The organism is Pseudomonas petrae, from assembly GCF_021728295.1.
GTDB lineage: Bacteria > Pseudomonadota > Gammaproteobacteria > Pseudomonadales > Pseudomonadaceae > Aquipseudomonas > Aquipseudomonas petrae.
The window spans coordinates 316475-335870 of sequence record NZ_JAKJXE010000002.1; the positions used below are offsets into that span (position 1 = coordinate 316475).

A 19396-nucleotide genomic window follows, 5' to 3' on the forward strand; every position below is an offset into this window, starting at 1 on the left:
ATCCTCAATTTCGCGGTGTCATGACCGACGTCTTCCCGGCTAAAGCCGGTCCTGCATTAGATTGCAGCCAGCCAGCGGCAGATCATTCGCCGTCCACCACAGCGGCCAGCTCCACCAGCACCGTCCCTTCCTTGACCATCTCGCCTTCGGCGCAATACAGCGCTGCAACGGTGCCCGCCGTGTTCGCGCGGATGCTGTGTTCCATCTTCATCGCTTCCAGCACCACCAGCGGCGTGCCGATCTGCACCTGTTCGCCCACGCTGACCAACACCCGAACGATGCTGCCGTTCATGGGCGCGGTGAGTCCGCCCTGGTGGCCGTGGCTCGAATCCACTTCGGCAATCGGGTCAACCGGGCGGATCGCGTGCAGGTCGCCCTGCCAGCGCAGGTACAGGGTGTCGGCCCGACGGATTGCAATTGTCTGCCGGCGCACGCCGTCCTGCTCGATCAACAAGCGCTCGCCGTTCAGCCGAACGCCGTGCGGCGGATCACCGCGCAGCACAATGCTTCGGCTCTGCGTACCACACGCCAGGTGCAACGTCACTTCGCCAGGGCCGCCGAGGCGCAGACCGTTGCGGGTCGACCAGGGCGAATGGGTATCGTCGGTTCTGACGGTCACTGGCGCGGTGTTCAGGTACGCCTGCGCCGCCAACTGCCAGAACTCCTCCGTCAAGCCCTCGTCCGGCGGCAGCAGATCGTCCTGATAACGAGGGATGAACCCGGTGTCCAGCTCCGCTTCGGCGAAGGCCGGGTGCGCGATGATGCGGCGCAGAAACGCGAGGTTAGTGCGCAGACCGCCGATGGCGAATTCGTCGAGCATCGCCAGCAATCGCAAGCGCGCTTCTTCGCGGGTCTCGCCCCAGGCAATCAACTTGCCGAGCATCGGGTCGTAGAACGGCGAAATTTCGTCACCTTCCGCCACGCCGCTGTCCACGCGACGCCCCGGCCCCGAGCCCGATTCGCGATACAAGTCCAACGTCCCGGTGGCAGGCAGAAAATCGTTGGCGGGGTCTTCGGCATACAGCCGCACTTCAATCGCGTGGCCGTTCAGCGGGACTTCGGCCTGGGTGATCGGCAGCGGCTCGCCCTGAGCCACGCGAATCTGCCAGGCCACCAGGTCCAGCCCGGTGATCGCTTCGGTCACCGGGTGCTCGACCTGCAAACGCGTGTTCATTTCCATGAAGAAGAAATCGCCCCGGGCGTCCAGCAGAAACTCCACCGTGCCGGCGCCAACGTAACCGATCGCCTGAGCCGCACGCACGGCCGCTTCGCCCATGGCCTGACGCATCTGCGGTGTCAGGCCCGGTGCGGGGGCTTCTTCGACGACCTTCTGATGACGGCGCTGGATCGAACAGTCGCGCTCGTTGAGGTACAGGCAGTGGCCGTGCTGGTCGGCAAACACCTGAATCTCCACGTGGCGCGGCTTGAGCACGTATTTTTCGACGAGCATGCGGGAATCGCCAAACGAGGACTGTGCCTCGCGTTGCGCCGACGCCAGCGCTTCGGCCAGATCCTCCTCTCGCTCGACCACCTTCATGCCCTTGCCGCCACCGCCGGCCGTGGCCTTGAGCAGCACGGGGTAGCCAATGCGGGCGGACGCTTCGCGGAAGGTCGCGGCGTCCTGCGCGTCGCCGTGATAACCGGGCACCAACGGCACGCCAGCGGTTTCCATCAGCGACTTGGCCGCCGATTTGCTGCCCATGGCGTCAATGGCCGAGGCGGGCGGGCCGAGGAAAATCAGGCCGGCCTGTTCCACGGCGCGGGCAAAGCCTGCGTTTTCCGAGAGAAACCCATAACCGGGGTGGATGGCCTGGGCGCCACTGGCCCTGGCGGCCTCGATCAGCTTGTCGATTTGCAGGTAGCTCTCGCTGGCCTTGCTGCCACCGAGGTTCACCGCGATGTCAGCCTCGCGGACGTGCCGCGCATTGCTGTCGGTGGCGCTGTGCACGGCAACGGTGGTCATTCCCATGGCCTTGGCCGTGCGCATGACCCGGCAGGCGATTTCGCCACGGTTGGCGATCAGCACCGAATTCAGCGGTTGTGTGTGCGGGACGCTCATCAGTGCGACTCTCCTTGTGGGGTGCGGGGCTCGACCCGCCAGGCAGGTTCGCGCTTTTGCAGAAACGCCCGCAGACCTTCCTGGCCTTCGGCGCTGACGCGGATGCGTGCAATGGCGTTCTCGCAATAGCGGCGCAGGGCAGGGGTCAGCTCACCGTCGGCGACTTCGCGCAGCAGGTCTTTGCTGATGCGCATGGCCTGGGGGCTGTTGAGCAGCAGGTTGGCAATCCAGTCTTCCAGGTGCTGTTCCAGCTCGGCGGCGGGGTAACACTCGGCCAGCAGGCCGATTTCCCGCGCCCGGGTGCCGTCGAACCGTTCGGCGGTCAGTGCATAGCGTCGCGCGTGACGCTCGCCAATGGCTTGCACCACGAACGGGCTGATCACCGCCGGGGCGAGGCCGATCTTCACTTCCGACAGGCAGAACTGCGCGTCTTCGGCGCCGATGGCCATGTCGCAGCAACTGATCAGGCCCAGCGCGCCGCCATAGGCGGCGCCTTGCACCAGCGCCAGGGTTGGCGCCTTGAACTTGGCGAGGTTGTACATCAACTCGCCCAGTTCGCGGGCGTCGCCCAGGTTGGTGTTGTAGTCGAGGTTGGCCGACTCCTGCATCCAGGCCAGATCGGCGCCGGCGCTGAAGTGCCGGCCGCGTCCGCGCAACAGCAAAAAACGCAGGCTGTCGTCCCGCTGCAACTGGTCCAGGGCGATGATCAGCTCGCGAATCATCTGCGCGTTGAAGGCGTTGTTTTTCTCCGGCCGGTTGAGCCAGAGCGTGGCGAACCCTCGTGGGTCGAGGGCGATGTCGAGGGTGACAAAATCATTCATGGGGCGATTCTCTCGGGTCACATCCGGAACACGCCGAAGCGGGTCGGTTCGATGGCGGCGTTGAGCGAGGCGCTGATGGCCAAGCCGAGAATGTCGCGGGTCTGTGCGGGGTCAATGACGCCGTCGTCCCACAGCCGGGCGCTGGAATACCAGGGATGGCCCTGATGCTCGTACTGATCGAGGATCGGCTGGCGCAGGGCCGCCTCTTCCTCGGCGCTAAACGTCTGGCCGCTGCGTTCGGCCTGTTCACGCTTGACCTGCACCAGCACCCCGGCGGCCTGTTCGCCGCCCATGACGCCGATGCGCGCGTTGGGCCACATCCACAGAAAGCGCGGGTCGTAGGCGCGGCCGCACATGCCGTAATTACCCGCGCCAAAGCTGCCGCCGATGATCACCGTGAACTTCGGCACTTTCGCACAGGCGACGGCGGTAACCAGCTTGGCGCCGTGCTTGGCGATGCCGCCGGCCTCATACTTCTGGCCGACCATGAAGCCGGTGATGTTCTGCAGAAACAACAGCGGAATGCCGCGCTGGCAGGCCAGTTCGATGAAGTGCGCGCCTTTCTGCGCCGATTCGGCGAAGAGGATGCCGTTGTTGGCGAGGATGGCGATCGGGTAGCCGTGCAGATGGGCGAAGCCGCAGACCAGCGTGGTGCCGAACAGCGCCTTGAATTCATCGAAAATCGATACGTCGACCAGCCGCGCGATGACTTCGCGCACGTCGAACGGCTGCTTGGCGTCTGCCGGAATCACGCCGTACAACTCGTCATCCGCATACAGCGGCGCCTGGGGCGGGCGGGTCTGTAGCTGGCCGAGCTTGCGCCAGTTCAGGTTGGCCACGCAGCGCCGTGCCAGCGCCAGCGCATGGTCGTCGCTGTCGGCGTAGTGATCGGCCACCCCGGAGACCTTGCAGTGCACGTCGGCCCCGCCGAGGTCTTCGGCGCTGACCACTTCGCCCGTGGCGGCTTTCACCAACGGCGGCCCGGCGAGAAAGATCGTCGCCTGCTCGCGGACCATGATGGTTTCGTCAGCCATGGCCGGCACATAAGCGCCGCCGGCGGTGCACGAGCCCATGACCACCGCGATCTGCGCGATGCCCTCGGCGCTCATGTTGGCCTGATTGAAGAATATCCTGCCGAAGTGCTCGCGGTCCGGGAACACCTCGTCCTGGCGTGGCAGGTTGGCCCCACCGGAATCCACCAGGTAGATGCACGGCAAGCGATTCTGCTGGGCGATGGTCTGGGCGCGCAGGTGTTTTTTCACGGTCAGCGGGTAATACGTGCCGCCTTTCACCGTCGCGTCGTTGGCGATGATCATGCATTCGACGCCTTCCACCCGACCGATCCCGGCGATGAGCCCTGCGGCCGGGACGTCTTCGCCGTACACGTCATGGGCGGCGAGCTGGCTGAGTTCGAGGAAGGGCGAACCGAGGTCGAGCAGGCTATTGATTCGCTCCCGGGGCACCACTTTGCCCCGGGAGGTATGGCGTTCCTGCGCCTTGGCACCGCCGCCGCGCTGGACGTGATCGAGCAGGCTGTGCAGCGCGTCAAGTTGCTTGCGCATGGCGTCGCTGTTGGCGGCGAATTCCGGCGAGCGAGGGTTGATCTGGGTGTGCAGAGTGGTCATGGGGCCTCCGGCGCTGTCAGCGGGTTTCGTTGAACAGCTCACGACCGATCAGCATGCGGCGGATCTCGCTGGTGCCAGCGCCGATCTCGTAGAGCTTGGCGTCGCGCAGCAGTCGTCCGGCCGGGAATTCGTTGATGTAGCCGTTGCCGCCGAGAATCTGGATGGTCTCCAGGGCAAATTGCGTCGCCCGTTCTGCGGCGTAGAGGATCACCCCGGCGGCGTCCTTGCGCGTGGTCTCGCCGCGCTCGCAGGCCTGGGCCACCGCGTACAGGTAGGCGCGGCTGGCGTTAAGCTGGGTGTACATGTCGGCGACCTTGCCCTGGATCAGCTGGAACTCGCCGATGCTCTGGCCAAACTGTTTGCGGTCGTGAATGTACGGCAACACCACGTCCATGCACGCCTGCATGATCCCGACCGGGCCGCCCGAGAGCACGACGCGCTCGTAATCCAGGCCGCTCATCAGCACCTTCACACCACCGTTGAGCGCGCCGAGCAGGTTTTCTTCGGGCACCTCGACGTCATCGAAGAACAGCTCGCAGGTGTTGGAGCCGCGCATGCCGAGCTTGTCGAACTTGTTGCCCCGCGAGAAGCCGTGCCAGTCGCGCTCGACGATGAACGCGCTGATGCCATGGGCGCCTTTTTCCAGGTCGGTCTTGGCGTAGATCACGTAAGTATTGGCGTCAGGGCCGTTGGTGATCCAGGTCTTGCTGCCGTTGAGCACGAAACGCTCGCCGCGTCGGTCGGCGCGCAGCCTCATCGATACCACGTCGGAACCGGCGTTGGGCTCGCTCATCGCCAGAGCGCCGACGTGCTCGCCGCTGATCAGCTTGGGCAGGTAGCGGGCTTTCTGTTCGGGCGTGCCGTTGCGGTTGATCTGGTTGACGCAGAGATTTGAATGGGCGCCGTAGGACAGCGCCGCGGAGGCAGAACCCCGGCTGATTTCTTCCATGGCGATGACATGGGCCAGGTAGCCGAGGCCCGCGCCGCCGTACTCCTCATCGACGGTGATGCCCAGCAGACCCATGTCGCCGAATTTGCGCCACATGTCGGCGGGAAAGAGGTTGTCTTTGTCGATCTGTGCAGCGCGCGGGGCAAGCTCGGCAGCGACGAAGGCGCGCACCTGGTCGCGCAGCATGTCGAGGGTTTCGCCGAGGCCGAAGTTGAGCGTGGGGTAATTCATGGACTGCATCCCGTGTTGTTATTGGAGGGCTGTCAGGGGGGAAGATGATGTGCACCTTTACGTTAACGTAAGCCTGCACTCATGCTGATGTCAACGGGAACGAGGCGTTGGCCCGGGGAATGAATGAAGGGGGAGAGGTTTACAAATGCCGGATAGCACGAAGGGGAGCCTGGGCTCCCCTTCAAGTTCGATTGCATGCTCGTTTTTATTGTTAGGTGGCCTGTTTTTGTTTTTGGCGACCAGCCTTTTTTGCTTTTCTGAGCGACCCCCAAACGGGGCCAAGAGCAAACGTATTTTTTTGAGCGCTGATCCGCTTCGATCTTTCGATCCGACTCGTCTGGTAGCTGCCTGAACGCAGTTTTATTGTTCTCAGTCCAGTCGTGAGGCCAAGGCCTCAAGTAGAGCGATCCACTCCAAAAAAATCAGTTAGCTGCGTCTCTGTCCGTGTTGTTCTTGTTATGTCAGAGCCGATACGTTTTGTTTTTATTGGGTTATTGCATTTGTTATTTTTGTTGTATGTAAGACATAGCAGAAGCCATGCCAACTTTTCAGAGTTCCCGGATTCCGGGGCTTTGCGGATTTCACCGTCCTGGATTCACTGCTGAATCCATGGCCAGGTGTTTCCGTGTTACCCGTTTTCCTGGACGCGATGGCGGGCAGGGTAACACTCTGTGACAACTTGTCGCACATCAGGCCGACAGACGTGCCTTTGCCACCCGCGAGCCGTTCGCCCGACCGAGGGTGTCGCTGATGCGTTGACCGGCCGCGATAAGCGTGTCCAGATCGATACCGGTCTCGATACCGAGGCCATTCAGCAGGTAAACCACGTCCTCACTGGCCACGTTGCCGGTGGCGCCTTTGGCGTAGGGGCAGCCGCCGAGGCCGGCCACGGAACTGTCGAACACTTGGATGCCTTCCAGCAGGCTGGCGTAAATGTTGGCCAGCGCCTGGCCGTAGGTGTCGTGGAAGTGCCCGGCCAGCTTGCCGCGGGGGATCTGGCCGGCGACCACGTCGAACAGCGTGCGAGTGGCGCCCGGCGTGCCGGTGCCGATGGTGTCGCCAAGGGACACCTCGTAGCAGCCCATGGCATACAGCTCGTTGGCGACTGCCGCCACTTGCTTCGGCGAGATATCACCTTCATAGGGGCAACCCAGCACGCAGGACACGTAGCCGCGAACGCTGATGCCGTGCAGGCGCGCGGCCTCCATGATCGGCAGAAACCGGTCCAGGCTCTCGCTGATCGAGCAGTTGATGTTGCGCTGGGAGAACGACTCCGAGGCGGCGGCGAACACGGCGATTTCCTTCACACCGGCCGCCAGCGCGTCTTCGAACCCGCGCAGGTTGGGCGCCAGTGCGGCATAGGTCACGCCGTCCTTGCGCTGAATGCCGGCGAACAGTTCAGCGGAGCCGGCCATCTGCGGCACCCATTTCGGCGAAACGAAACTGCCCGCTTCGATATAGCTGACGCCCGCGTCGGCGAGGTCATGCACCAGCTGCAGTTTGTCGCTGACGCTGACGGGGCTGGATTCGTTCTGCAGGCCATCCCGAGGGCCGACTTCAACCAGACGCACACGTTGAGGGAGAGACATATCGGCATCGTTCCTGAAAGGTTTGGCTTTAGGTTGTTGGGCTATCGGCTTGAATCAGTTCGAGTTTTCCAGTGCTGCTTTACAGCGTTCCTCTGCGGTGTCGAGCTCGAGCTGCATCTGCTGAATATCCATAAGCTGCTGATCCAGCTGCGCGCGACGCTCGGCGATTTTCTCCAGCATGGTGCTCAATTGTTTGTGATTGCCACCGGCGGGGTCGTACAGGCCGATGAGATCGCGACATTCCGCCAGGGAAAAACCAATGCGCTTGCCGCGCAGGATCAGCTTGAGGGTGACCTTGTCACGGGCCGAGTAAACACGCTCCTGCCCACGCCGTTCGGGGCTGAGCATGCCTTGTTCTTCGTAGAAACGGATGGTGCGGGTGGTGATGTCCAGCTCTCGGGCGAGGTCGGAAATGCTGTACGTGGTGGCAGTCATGGCGGTGCTCGATACGGAAGGCATGGGCGTAACGTAAGTTGGGCTTTACGTTAACGTCAAGCGGCGGATCAATACCTTTACCTTCTTTCCGGCTAAAGCCGGTCCCACTGGATGATCGCGTTCTCACTGGATGATCGCATTCCGATAGTAGGACCGGCTTCAGCCGGGAAAGCGCCAGCAGCTACATCGCAGAGTTGATGGTGTTCACACGGGCCTCTTCCCGGCTAAAGCCGGTCCTACATCAACCGCGTTCTAACTGGATGATCGCATTCCAATAGTAGGACCGGCTTCAGCCGGGAAGGCGCCAGCAGCCACATCGCAGAATTGACGGTGTTCACACGGGCCTCTTCCCGGCTAAAGACAGTCCTACATTGACCGCATGGGCCGCTGAACGCTTATTTCACCGCTGCCTCAAGTGTCTTGCCCAACTTGCGCTCCTGCGCGGTCACCAACTGGCAGAGCTCGATGATCTGCTCACGCATCCAGCGGTTTGCCGGGTCCTGATCGGTGCTTTCGTGCCAGTAGAGATGGGTTTCCACGGTTGGGACGTCGTTCACCGGCAGGTACACAAAATGCAGGTCATTGCGCCGTGCGAAGCGCTCGGGGACGGTCATCACCATGTCAGTTTGCTGCAGCACTTGCGAGGCCATCAGGTAGTGCTGCGAACGCAATGCCACCTTGCGCTGGATACCCATTTTTCCGAGCGCGAGATCCACATAACCCAAACCACTGCGCCGGCTGGAGATGTGAATGTGCGCGACGCCGAGGTAATCCTCCAGGCTGATGGCATCCTTGTTCGCCAGCGGGTGACCGCGGCGCATGGCGCACACGTAGTGGTCTTCCATCAACTTGACGTGGCGCACCTGCGGGTCGGTGTTCAGCGGCGCGTCGACAGCGAAGTCCAGCCGGCCCGCCGCGAGCTCCTTGGTCGTCTCCCTGCGCTTGGACAGAAAGCTTTCGATGGTCACGGTGGGCGCCAGACGCCGCAGCCGCTGGAAAAGCGCCGGCAGGATCACCGCCTCGGTGAGGTCGGTCATGCTGATGCGGTAATTCTTGTTGGCCTGCAGCGGATTGAAAATCCGGCTCTCCTGCACCGACACGCGCAACAGCGAAAGCGCATTGCGCACCGGGCCGATGATGTTCTGCGCCATGGGCGTAGGCACCATGCCCTGGGCGGTGCGCACGAACAGGGGATCGTTGAAGGTTTCGCGCAGGCGTGCCAGGGCGTTGGACACGGCAGGCTGGGTGATGCCGACGATCTGGCCGGCGCGGGTCAGGTTGGCTTCGGTATAGATGGCGTCAAACACAATAAAGAGATTGAGATCGACCTTGCTCAGGTTCATTGCTGTGCGCCTCGTGCAGTTCTTGTTGTTTGGAATGCGCCGAATCATATATCGGTTATGAATGTTTATACACGCCGAGAATAGGTTAGATAAATGGGGATCGCTGTTCTAGCATCGGATCACGACCTGACAACACCTCACAGAAGGCAACTGCCCCATGGATTTCGCTTACTCCCCCAAGGTTCAGGCACTGCGCGAGCGCGTGATCGCCTTCATGGACACTTACGTGTACCCGGCCGAGCCGGTGTTCGAGCGTCAAGTGGCCGAAGGCGACCGCTGGCAACCGACGGCGATCATGGAGGAGCTCAAGGCGAAGGCAAAAGCGGAGGGATTGTGGAACCTGTTCCTGCCGGAATCCGAACTCGGAGCAGGGCTGTCGAACCTCGAATACGCACCGCTGGCGGAGATCATGGGCCGCTCGCTGTTGGGCCCGGAGCCGTTCAACTGTTCCGCGCCGGACACCGGCAACATGGAAGTGCTGGTGCGCTACGCCAATGACGCGCAAAAGCAGCAGTGGCTGGAACCCTTGCTGCGCGGCGAGATTCGCTCGGCCTTCGCCATGACCGAACCCGACGTCGCGTCCTCGGATGCCACCAACATGGCCGCCACGGCGGTGCGCGATGGCGATGAGTGGGTCATCAACGGCCGCAAATGGTGGACGTCAGGGGCCTGCGACCCGCGCTGCAAGATCATGATCTTCATGGGCCTGAGCAACCCGGACGGCCCGCGTCACCAGCAGCATTCAATGATTCTTGTGCCGACTGACGCGGCCGGTGTGAAGATCGTCCGTCCGCTGCCGGTGTTCGGCTACGACGATGCGCCCCATGGTCACGCCGAAGTGCTGTTCGAAAACGTGCGCGTGCCGTACGAAAACGTCCTGCTGGGTGAAGGACGCGGCTTCGAAATCGCCCAGGGTCGCCTTGGCCCGGGAAGGATTCACCACTGCATGCGCTCGGTCGGCATGGCGGAACGCGCGTTGGAACTGATGTGCAAACGCTCCGTGCAGCGCACGGCGTTCGGTCGACCATTGGCACGACTGGGCGGCAACATCGACAAGATCGCCGACTCGCGCATGGAAATCGACATGGCCCGCCTGCTGACCTTGAAGGCCGCTTACATGATGGACACCGTGGGCAACAAGGTGGCGAAAAGCGAGATCGCGCAGATCAAAGTGGTCGCACCGAACGTCGCCCTGCGGGTGATCGACCGGGCGATCCAGATGCACGGCGGCGCGGGGGTGTCCGGCGATTTCCCGCTGGCCTACATGTACGCCATGCAGCGCACGCTGCGCCTGGCCGACGGCCCGGACGAAGTCCATCGCGCAGCGATCGGGAAGTTCGAGGTCGGCAAGTACGTGCCGAAGGAGATGATGCGCAGCGAACATCGGTGACCGACAACGTCGTCGCCAGCCAGCCAGCCGTACGTGGCTGGCACGGATGCAGGCGGGCTTGATCCGCCTCACTCCACCCAAACCTCCACCCGGCGGTTCTTGATCCGGCCTTCATCGCCATCATTGCCCGCCACGGGCATTTCGTCGCCGAACCCGCGCACCTCACGCAGCACCACCTGCTGTTTCAGCAGCTCCCGGCGCACCGCCATGGCTCGCAGTTTTGACAGCAATTGCGCCCGCGCCGGGTCGCTCTTGGCATCGCCAAACCCTACCAGCGTGACCTTCTGCTCAAGCTTGTCATGGGCTTTCAGGTACTCGACCACGCGCTTGAGATCGAGCATCGCCTTGGTGTCGAGGGTTGCACTGCCCTGGGCGAAACGGAAATTAACCGACAGCCGCTCGGCCTCACGCGCCAGATCCTGATACGCCAGCGGCATCTGCGCCGTCGCCCGCACTTTCACTGCTTGAACCGTCTGCGCCACGAAACCGTTCTGCGCGACGATGGACTGGCCCTGTGGACTTTGGGCGAAACGCACAAGCGCCTTGGCCCAGCGCTGCCGGGATTCGGGCGGCAGGTAGAAATACAGGCGGCGCGACAGCGGATAATCCTCGGTGGCAATCAGGCTGACCGTGGGCAGCATCGGTTTTGACTCGCCGTCGATGATCGCCACGGCCTTGGCCTGACGGATGTAGGGCAGGCCGATGAAGCCAATGCCCTGACGGTCCTGGCTGACCTGATCGGACAATTCCTCGCTGGACTCGAACCGCCTGGCATCCTTCGACAACGTCTTGCCGGACTTGGCCAGCACCAGCTCGTTGAAGGTGTCGAACGTGCCGGATTGCTGATCCCGCGCATATAAATGAATGGCTCCGGCAGCGCCGCCCAGTTGTTGCCAGTCGCGGACCTCTCCGGAAAAGATGTTCGCCAGTTGCGCCGTGCTCAGCTCCCGCAGCGGGTTGCCGGGGTGAAGAATTACCGCAACGCCGTCGATGGCGATCACCTGTTCGGCCTGATGACTGCGCAGGTCGCCCAAGGCCGCCAACTCGATGGCCTCGGTGTTTTTGATGGGTCGGGAGGAGGCCGCTACATCGGCCAAGCCGTCCTTCAACGCCACGAACCCCGTGCTCGATCCGTGGGCAGCGATGTCGATTCTGACGTTCTGGCCCGAGGGCAATTGGGCGGTAAGACGCAGCTCGTTGGCGTGCGCGCCGGGTTGTTCCTGAATCGACAATGCGCCTTGCTGCACCAGCAAGCCTTTGACCAGCGCTGGCCCCAGCTGCGCGCCAATCGTATTCGAGCCCTGGATGCGCAAGGCGGGCGAACCGTCAGTCGGCGCGGGCAGGGCAGCCGCGTTCGCTAGGCTTGCGACGGCGAGCAATGAAGAAAGCAGAAGGAAAACGCGAGTGCGCAGCATGTGCGGCATCTTTGTATGACTTGAAGTTGCCGGAGAATAAGACAGCGGGATGACCGCCATATGACAGCTGGCCTGCCACGAACTTCGTAGGCGCCGGCTTGCTGGGGAACACGGTCATTCCGGTGTGGAGATGTCGAGTGACGGCAGGCGTTCGCCAGCAAGCCGGCTCCTACAGCATCGCGGCATTGACAGACCTGTGGGCCAGCCAACGCAACTGTCAGCGCCGTCGCTACCGACGGCCAACACCGCGAGTGGCTGTCCGGTCAGTCGCCAGCTTATTACTCCAACTCAAGCCAGATCGGCGCGTGGTCAGACGGTTTGTCCATGGAGCGCAGGTGATAATCCACGCCCGCCGCCTTGATGCGCGGTTGCAGGCCGTGGGACGCGAGGATCAGGTCGATGCGCAGACCGCGCTTGGGCTCGTCTTCAAAGCCGCGACTGCGGTAGTCGAACCAGCTGAACTGATCGACCACTTCCGGGTACAGATGGCGGAAACTGTCCACCAGACCCCAGCTCTTGAGCTTGCCGAGCCACTCGCGCTCTTCCGGAAGGAAGCTGCACTTACCGGTTTTCAGCCAGCGCTTGGCGTTGTCAGCGCCGATGCCGATGTCGCTGTCCTCAGGGGAAATGTTGACGTCGCCCATCACCACCAGCGGCTGGTCATTGCTGAACCTGGTTTCCAGCAGTTGCTGCAGATCCGCGTAGAAGCGCAGCTTTGCCGGGAACTTGGTTGGGTGATCACGGCTTTCGCCCTGTGGGAAATAGCCGTTCATGACCGTCACCGGATTACCGTTGCGATCGGCGAATGTGCCCCAGATGAAACGGCGCTGGGCGTCTTCATCGTCGTTGTCGAAACCCTTGTGAATCGACAGCGGCGGCTGACGCGAGAGCAGGGCGACGCCGTAGTGACCTTTCTGGCCGTGGAAATGCACGTGGTAACCCAGCGCTTCGATATCGGCCTGGGGAAATTGCTCGTCGGAGACCTTGGTTTCCTGCAAACCAATGACGTCGGGCTGATGCTTCTCGATCAACGCCGCCAGTTGATGCGGTCGGGCGCGAAGGCCGTTGATATTGAAAGACACAATTTTCATGGGCGGCGGTCCTGGCAAAAACAAACCGCGATGCTAGCCGACCTGCCAGGCGACGGCCAGCGCTCGGTTCGCTCGACTGGATCCCCAGCGAGACGTGTGCATTTCTGAACGACGGCCAAGTCCTGGGAACTGCGCTGGCGGGCGGCGACTCGAACCCTTGAAGACCACCACCCGAGCGCACCCGAGCGGCCGCAGCGGGGCTCATCAAAAGGACGAACACCATGCCTGAACTGCCCAGCGAAACGGCGCAGATCCGTCAGCTCGACAGCGGCTACTCCCGCGAAACCCGCGCGCTGCTCTACCTCGCCTACCGTCAGGAGCCGAGCTTCGCCTACCTGTTCGAATCCGGTCGATCCGGGTATGAGCACCGGGTCAAGGCGACCATCCGTGCGCTGGTCAAGCAGCATTTCCTTCAGGAAATGCCGGCGTTGGGGCTGTTCGTCGCGGACCGTCTGGTCGGCGTTGCCCTGATTGCGCCTCCGCAGCGGCGACTGGGCATCACCGAAAGCTGGGCCTGGCGCATTCGCATGCTGATGAGCACCGGTCTGCGCTGCACCCAGCGCTATCTGGAGTATTACGACGCCGTGCTGGCCTGCGTGCCCTCGGAAGCGGTTCATGTGCTGCCGTTGTTCGGTGTTCACCCTGACTTTCAGGGGCGGCACTATGGCGAGCAATTGCTCTTGGCATTGCATGACTGGTGCGCAGAGGACAAGAACTCCCAGGGCATCGTCCTCGACACGGGCAACGGCCACTATCTTGAGTTCTATCAACGACAGGGCTACGAGGAAATCGGCGAGGTGGAAGTAGGACCCGTCCGAGAACACATCTTTTTCCACCCAAACCCCCAGGTTTCATTGGGTTACGTGGCTTGAGCCGCACAAGCTCCTCAATTTCAGCGGGTTCCAGCAGCCCGCGTCGCTCGTGTAGCATTCGCGCCTATGAAGTTTCCCCATCGATACACCAGTGGCTTTCTCCTGATGTTGTCCAGTTGCGCGGCGTTTGCCGATGCGCAGCTGGGAGTCCGGATCAAGCCGTCCAATGCCGCGCTCAAATCCAACATCGAAGGGTATGTGGGCAGCGTCGGCGAGCGCGACGAGCCGGCGCTCGAACGCTTCAGCGTGGGGGCCGTCGAGCAGGCGCAAAAGGCCGCTCAGGCCCTTGGCTATTATCAGGCGCAGATTGACAGCGAAGTCCGCCACGTCGACAACAACCTGCAACTGCTGCTGAACGTCCAGGCCGGCGAGCCCGTGCACCTGCGCAACGTGTCCATCCGCGTGACCGGGCAGGCGACCCAGCTAAAAAGCTTTCGGGTGCCAAAAGGCGATGCCCTGAAGCCCGGCGCTGTGCTCAATCATGGCGTCTACGAGGACGCCAAGCACTTGATCGAAACCCAGGCGGCGCGCTACGGCTTTTTCAATGGCCGGTTCGTGACCCAGCGCCTTTCCGTTGACCCGCGCGCCGGGGTCGCCGACATTGAGCTGGTCTACGACAGCGGGCCGCGTTTCTCCCTGGGCAAAGTGACGTTCAGCGGCGACGCGCCGTTCGATGAAGACCTGCTGCGGCGCATGGTCCCGTTCAAACAAGACACGCCCTACGACTCCGAACTGATCGCCGAGCTCAACCAGGCCATGCAGTCGAGCGGCTATTTCGAAGGCGTGCGGGTCAACGCATCGCCCACCGACGCCCAGGCTCAGGTCATTCCGGTCGACGTGCAATTGCAGACCCGCAAGCCGCGGACCATGGGGCTGGGCGTCGGCTATTCGACTGACGTCGGCCCACGGGTAAAAGCCAACTGGACGCGCCACTGGGTCAATCCACAGGGTCACAGTTATGGCGCAGAAGCGGAAATCTCCGCGCCTCGGCAGAACGTAGGCCTGTTCTACGACATCCCGCTGGACCCGCCCCTGACCGACAAACTGCGTTTCGCCGGCGGCTATCAATATGAAGAAATCGCCGACACCGACAGCCTCAGCAAACTGCTGACCGTCGGCCCCGAATGGCACAGCAAACTGCCCAGCGGCTGGGAGCGGGTGATCTCGCTGAAGTGGCAGCGCGAAGAATACCGGCTGGGCAACGATGAAGGCCTCAGCACCTTGCTCATGCCCGGCGTCAGCTATTCGTACCTGCGCAGCGATAACCGCATCGACCCGCACAACGGCTACCGGCTGCAGTTCGACACCCAGGTCGCCAAAGAGGGGCTGGGCTCGGACGCCAACCTTATCCACGGCACGGTCATGCTCAAGGGGCTGACCACTGTGGCGCAGAACCATCGCTTTCTCGGGCGGGTGCAGGTCGGCGGCAGCGCTACCAACGGCTATACATCGATTCCGCCGTCCCTGCGCTTTTTTGCCGGTGGCGACCAGAGTGTGCGCGGCTATGACTATCAATCGCTGTCCCCGGAAAACTCCGACGGCGACAAGATCGGCGGCCGCTACATGATCGCCGGCAGCGCCGAGTACCAATACTCGATCGCCGAAAAATGGCGCGTGGCCGCGTTCGTCGATCAGGGCAACTCGTTCAATTCCCTGGACCTGCCGAGCCTCAAGACCGGCGTCGGCATCGGTGTGCGCTGGGTGTCTCCGGTCGGGCCGCTGCGCCTTGACCTCGCCCACGCATTGGATGAAGACGGCGGTATTCGTCTGCACTTCTCGATGGGACCTGAACTGTGACGAACAGGAATTTGTTGAAACGCACGGCGGCAATAACGGCGATTACGCTGCTGTCGTCGGTCATCCTCGTGGTGCTGACATTGACGCTTATCCTCGGTACCCAAAGCGGCAGCCGCTGGGCCCTCGGTCTTGTGCCGGGCCTGTCGGTCGAAGGGTTTGCCGGTCGTCTGGGCGGGGCGTGGCAGGCGGATCACCTGGTCTGGCAGCAAGGCCAGAGCAAGGTCGAAGTGGATGCACCGGTATTTGACTGGTCCCCGGCGTGCCTTGCGCGCATGACGCTGTGCATCGACAACCTGCAGACGGCCGACATCAGGCTGCAATTCCCGCCCTCCACCGATGAGGCCAGCGGCGGCCCGATCACGCTGCCGGATCTCAAGCTGCCGCTGGCCTTGCAGCTGGGTCGCGTGCAGATCGGCAGTCTGCACCTGGACGGCACCGAACAGGTTCGCGACGTGCAATTGGCGGCGCACTGGACCGCTGAAGGATTGAAGATTGATTCGCTGCACGCCGGTCGTGATGACATTGCGCTTGATCTGTCGGGCCTGCTCAAACCCGAGGGTGACTGGCCGCTGACCGCCGAAGGGGAGTTGAAGCTGCCGGACGTCAGTGGTCAGCCGTTGTCACTGGCGCTGAACATTCAAGGGGACCTGCTCAAGACGTTAACCCTCAACGCGCAGAGCAAGGGCTACATCGACGCCAGCCTCGTCGGGCAGTTGCAACCTCTGGTGGAGAACCTGCCGGCGGACATCGCCATCACCAGCGAAAACTTCAAGCCGAGCGCCGATCTGCCGGACACCTTGCAGCTCAATCATCTGATGCTCAACGCGAGGGGCAATCTTGCCCAAGGCTACGCCGTCACCGGCAGCGCCAGCCTTCCCGCTGAAAAAGGCCCGGTGGCGCTGGCGTTACAAGGACGGGTCGACGCCAGGGGCGCGGACATTGCGGCGCTTGACCTGACCGCCAGTGACAGCCAGCGCCTCAAGGCGAGCGGCAAACTGGACTGGCAACAGGGCCTGCGCGCCGACGCGAAGATTGACTGGCTCGATTTCCCCTGGCATCGCCTGTACCCGTTGATCGACGAGCCACAGGTCAGCGTGCATACGTTCACCGGGGACGTCTCGTACACCGACGGCAAGTACCTCGGTCATTTCGCCGGCGACTTCAAGGGGCCAGCCGGCCCGTTTACGCTTCAAAGCCCGTTCAGCGGCGATCTGCAACAGATCTTTCTGCCCCAGCTCGAATTGACCGCCGGGCAGGGCAAGGCCAGTGGTCACCTGAACCTGCAATTTGCCGATGGCATCGCCTGGGACACGGCACTGGATCTCAGCGCCATCGATCCCGCTTATTGGGTCGGCGAACTGCCGGGCTCACTGGCCGGTCCGCTGCGCAGCAAAGGCTCGATGCGTAACGAGCAACTGGCGCTGAACGCCGATCTGGATCTGAAGGGGCGTCTGCGCGGCCAGCCTGCGGTGCTGCAGGCAAAGGCCGATGGCGCCGACGAAAAATGGACGCTCAACGCGCTGGACATTCGCCTGGGCGACAACCGGATTCAGGGCACGGGCAGTCTTCAGCAGAAAATCGCCGGACAGCTGGACATCAACCTCGCGCGACTGGGTCAACTGTGGCCCGGGCTGCAAGGGCAGATGAAAGGGCGCGTCGACCTCGCCGGCACGGTGCAGGCGCCCCAGGGGCAACTGGCCTTGCAAGGCACCCAACTGGCCTTTCAGGCGAACACGCTGCAAACCCTCACGTTGGCGGCCAAACTCGACAACGCCCAGCGCGCGACCCTTGATCTGAAGACCACAGGTATTCAAACCGGCGACACCGCGCTGGGCGCGCTGACTGTTAACGGCCAGGGCGATATCAAGCGACAGCAGGTGAAATTCGACCTACAGGGGCCGCTGCTCAAACTGGCCCTCGCGCTGGACGGCAATCTGGACAAAAGCAACTGGCGCGGTCGTCTGGCCAGCGGCGACATCCAGAGCGGCGGCCAGGACTGGAAGCTGCAACAGCCGGCCAAACTGGAGCGTCTGGCCGACGGCAACGTCAACTTCGGGGCCCATTGCTGGGTGTCAGGGCCCGCGAGTCTGTGCGGCGAAGATCAGCGTCTGATGCCGGAACCGCGCCTGCGCTATCACCTCAAGCGCTTCCCGCTGGAAAGCCTGGCGCAGTGGCTGCCCAAGGATTTCGCCTGGAAGGGTGCGTTGAATGCTGACATTCAGCTGGACGTTCCCGCTGCCGGTCCCAATGGCCAGGTGGTCATCGACGCCAGCGGCGGGACGCTGCGGGTCAAGGACAAGAACCAGTGGCTGGACTTCCCCTACGACACACTGAAGCTGACCAGCAGCCTGACCCCGAAGAAGGTCGACACCAGCCTGAATTTTCGTGGCGGCAAGCTTGGCGAACTACTGGCCCGATTGAGCATCGACCCGATCGCCAGGAACAAGCCCGTGACCGGCGACTTCACCCTCAGTGGTCTGGACGTGTCGGTCGCACGGCCCTTTGTGCCGATGGTGGAAAAGCTCAACGGCAGACTCAACGGCAGCGGGCGGATCTCCGGCAGCCTGCTGGCGCCGCAAGTCAACGGCAACGTGACGCTCAATGACGGCGAAGTGTCTGGTCCCGAGTTGCCGGTGAGTCTTGAAAAACTCAACGTGCAGGCCCTGATTGCCGGCGAGCGCGTTGATCTGACGGGCAGCTGGCGCAGCGGCCCGGCGGGTCAGGGCAGCATTGGCGGGCATGTGGCCTGGGCCGAGGTGCTGGATGTCGACGTTGCCCTGAAGGGCACGCACCTGCCGATCACCGTTGAGCCGTACGCCAAGCTGGAAGCGGCGCCGGACCTGAAGATCACTCTGCAGGGTGACAGGCTCGCGGTGTCGGGCAAAGTCCTGATTCCGAAGGGCGAGATCACCGTGCGTCAGCTGCCGCCCTCGACCGTGAAAGTCTCCGATGACACGGTGATCGTCGGCCAGCAGACCAAACAGGGCAAAACCCCGCTGGCCATCGCCATGGACGTGAACGTCGAAGTGGGCCAGGAAACTCTGAGTTTCAGTGGCTTCGGCTTGACCGCCAATCTCGTCGGTCACGTGCACATTGGCGACAACATGGACACCCGCGGCGAATTAAACCTCAACGATGGCCGCTACCGCGCTTACGGCCAGCGCCTGACCATTCGCAAGGCTCGGCTGTTATTCGCAGGGCCGGTTGACCAGCCGTATCTGGACATCGAAGCCATCCGCCAGACCGACGACGTGATTGCCGGCATTCGCCTGAGCGGCAGTGCCGAACAACCGACCACCACGGTGTTCTCCGAACCGGCCATGAGTCAGGAGCAAGCGTTGTCCTATCTGGTGCTGGGCCGTCCGCTGAGCACCAACGGTGAGGACAGCAACATGGTCGCCCAGGCGGCACTGGCATTGGGCCTGGCGGGCGGTTCGTCGACGGCGGGCAAGCTGGCGTCCGGGCTGGGGATTCAGGATTTTGATCTGGACACATCAGGCAGCGGCGACAAGACGGCGGTGGTCGCCAGCGGCAAGATCACCGACAAGCTGAGCCTGCGGTATGGCGTGGGGGTGTTCGAACCGGCCAATACCCTGACGTTGCGCTATCTGTTGAGCAAGAAGGTGTACCTGGAGGTCGCGGGCGGTGTGGCGAGTTCGCTGGACATCTTCTACAAGCGGGATTTTTGACCAGACGAGGCCGATGGGGAGGGAACCGGCTTGCTGGCGGCGGAATGTAGGCGCCAGCAGGCCGGGTTTCACGGGTCACGCAGAGGTTAA

13 protein-coding genes are annotated in these 19396 nt (G+C 62.7%); 4 read left to right on the forward strand and 9 right to left on the reverse strand.

Annotated elements, in window-relative coordinates; all coding sequences use genetic code 11:
• Positions 1-82: 82 nt before the first annotated feature.
• From L4G42_RS04980 to L4G42_RS05010, 7 genes are all read right to left on the reverse strand, one after another.
• Entirely contained in the window at positions 83-2059 is a 1977-nt protein-coding gene (locus tag L4G42_RS04980) for an acetyl/propionyl/methylcrotonyl-CoA carboxylase subunit alpha (RefSeq protein WP_237260600.1), read from the reverse strand.
• Positions 2059-2880 (reverse strand): gamma-carboxygeranoyl-CoA hydratase, encoded by an 822-nt coding sequence (locus tag L4G42_RS04985; protein WP_237252033.1) that lies wholly within the window; start codon positions 2878-2880, stop codon positions 2059-2061. The genes L4G42_RS04980 and L4G42_RS04985 overlap by 1 nt, the downstream gene beginning before the upstream one ends.
• Before the next feature lie 17 nt (positions 2881-2897).
• Positions 2898-4505, reverse strand: a complete 1608-nt coding sequence (locus L4G42_RS04990) for a carboxyl transferase domain-containing protein (RefSeq protein WP_237252034.1) — start codon at positions 4503-4505, stop codon at positions 2898-2900.
• A 16-nt stretch (positions 4506-4521) separates the two neighbouring features.
• On the reverse strand, positions 4522-5685 hold the full coding sequence (locus tag L4G42_RS04995) for an isovaleryl-CoA dehydrogenase (RefSeq protein ID WP_237252035.1): 1164 nt from the start codon (positions 5683-5685) through the stop codon (positions 4522-4524).
• Between the two features lie 689 nt (positions 5686-6374).
• A complete protein-coding gene (locus L4G42_RS05000; RefSeq protein WP_237259407.1) occupies positions 6375-7274 on the reverse strand; it encodes a hydroxymethylglutaryl-CoA lyase in 900 nt (299 codons plus the stop codon).
• A gap of 54 nt (positions 7275-7328) precedes the next feature.
• Positions 7329-7709 (reverse strand): MerR family transcriptional regulator, encoded by a 381-nt coding sequence (locus tag L4G42_RS05005; RefSeq protein ID WP_237252037.1) that lies wholly within the window; start codon positions 7707-7709, stop codon positions 7329-7331.
• Positions 7710-8104: 395 nt separating this feature from the next.
• On the reverse strand, positions 8105-9052 hold the full coding sequence (locus L4G42_RS05010; protein WP_237252038.1) for a LysR family transcriptional regulator: 948 nt from the start codon (positions 9050-9052) through the stop codon (positions 8105-8107).
• A gap of 157 nt (positions 9053-9209) precedes the next feature.
• On the opposite strand from L4G42_RS05010, the gene L4G42_RS05015 reads away from it, so the two are divergent.
• A complete protein-coding gene (locus tag L4G42_RS05015; protein ID WP_237252039.1) occupies positions 9210-10442 on the forward strand; it encodes an acyl-CoA dehydrogenase in 1233 nt (410 codons plus the stop codon).
• A gap of 68 nt (positions 10443-10510) precedes the next feature.
• Here L4G42_RS05015 and L4G42_RS05020 read toward each other — a convergent pair whose 3' ends face one another.
• Positions 10511-11857 carry a substrate-binding domain-containing protein gene (locus L4G42_RS05020; protein ID WP_237252040.1) on the reverse strand — a complete coding sequence of 449 codons (1347 nt, stop codon included), beginning with the start codon at positions 11855-11857 and terminating at the stop codon, positions 10511-10513.
• Between the two features lie 278 nt (positions 11858-12135).
• Positions 12136-12948: an exodeoxyribonuclease III gene (gene xthA, locus L4G42_RS05025; RefSeq protein WP_237252041.1), complete on the reverse strand. Its 813-nt coding sequence runs from the start codon at positions 12946-12948 to the stop codon at positions 12136-12138.
• A gap of 221 nt (positions 12949-13169) precedes the next feature.
• Between xthA and L4G42_RS05030 the strand changes: the two genes are divergently transcribed.
• The 3 genes from L4G42_RS05030 (at position 13170) to L4G42_RS05040 (ending at position 19306) form a co-directional block, all read left to right on the forward strand.
• Positions 13170-13820, forward strand: a complete 651-nt coding sequence (locus L4G42_RS05030) for a GNAT family N-acetyltransferase (protein WP_237252042.1) — start codon at positions 13170-13172, stop codon at positions 13818-13820.
• A 66-nt stretch (positions 13821-13886) separates the two neighbouring features.
• Positions 13887-15617 (forward strand): autotransporter assembly complex protein TamA, encoded by a 1731-nt coding sequence (locus tag L4G42_RS05035; protein WP_237252043.1) that lies wholly within the window; start codon positions 13887-13889, stop codon positions 15615-15617.
• 32 nt (positions 15618-15649) lie between these two features.
• Positions 15650-19306: a translocation/assembly module TamB domain-containing protein gene (locus L4G42_RS05040; RefSeq protein ID WP_419789341.1), complete on the forward strand. Its 3657-nt coding sequence runs from the start codon at positions 15650-15652 to the stop codon at positions 19304-19306.
• Positions 19307-19396 lie beyond the last annotated feature (90 nt).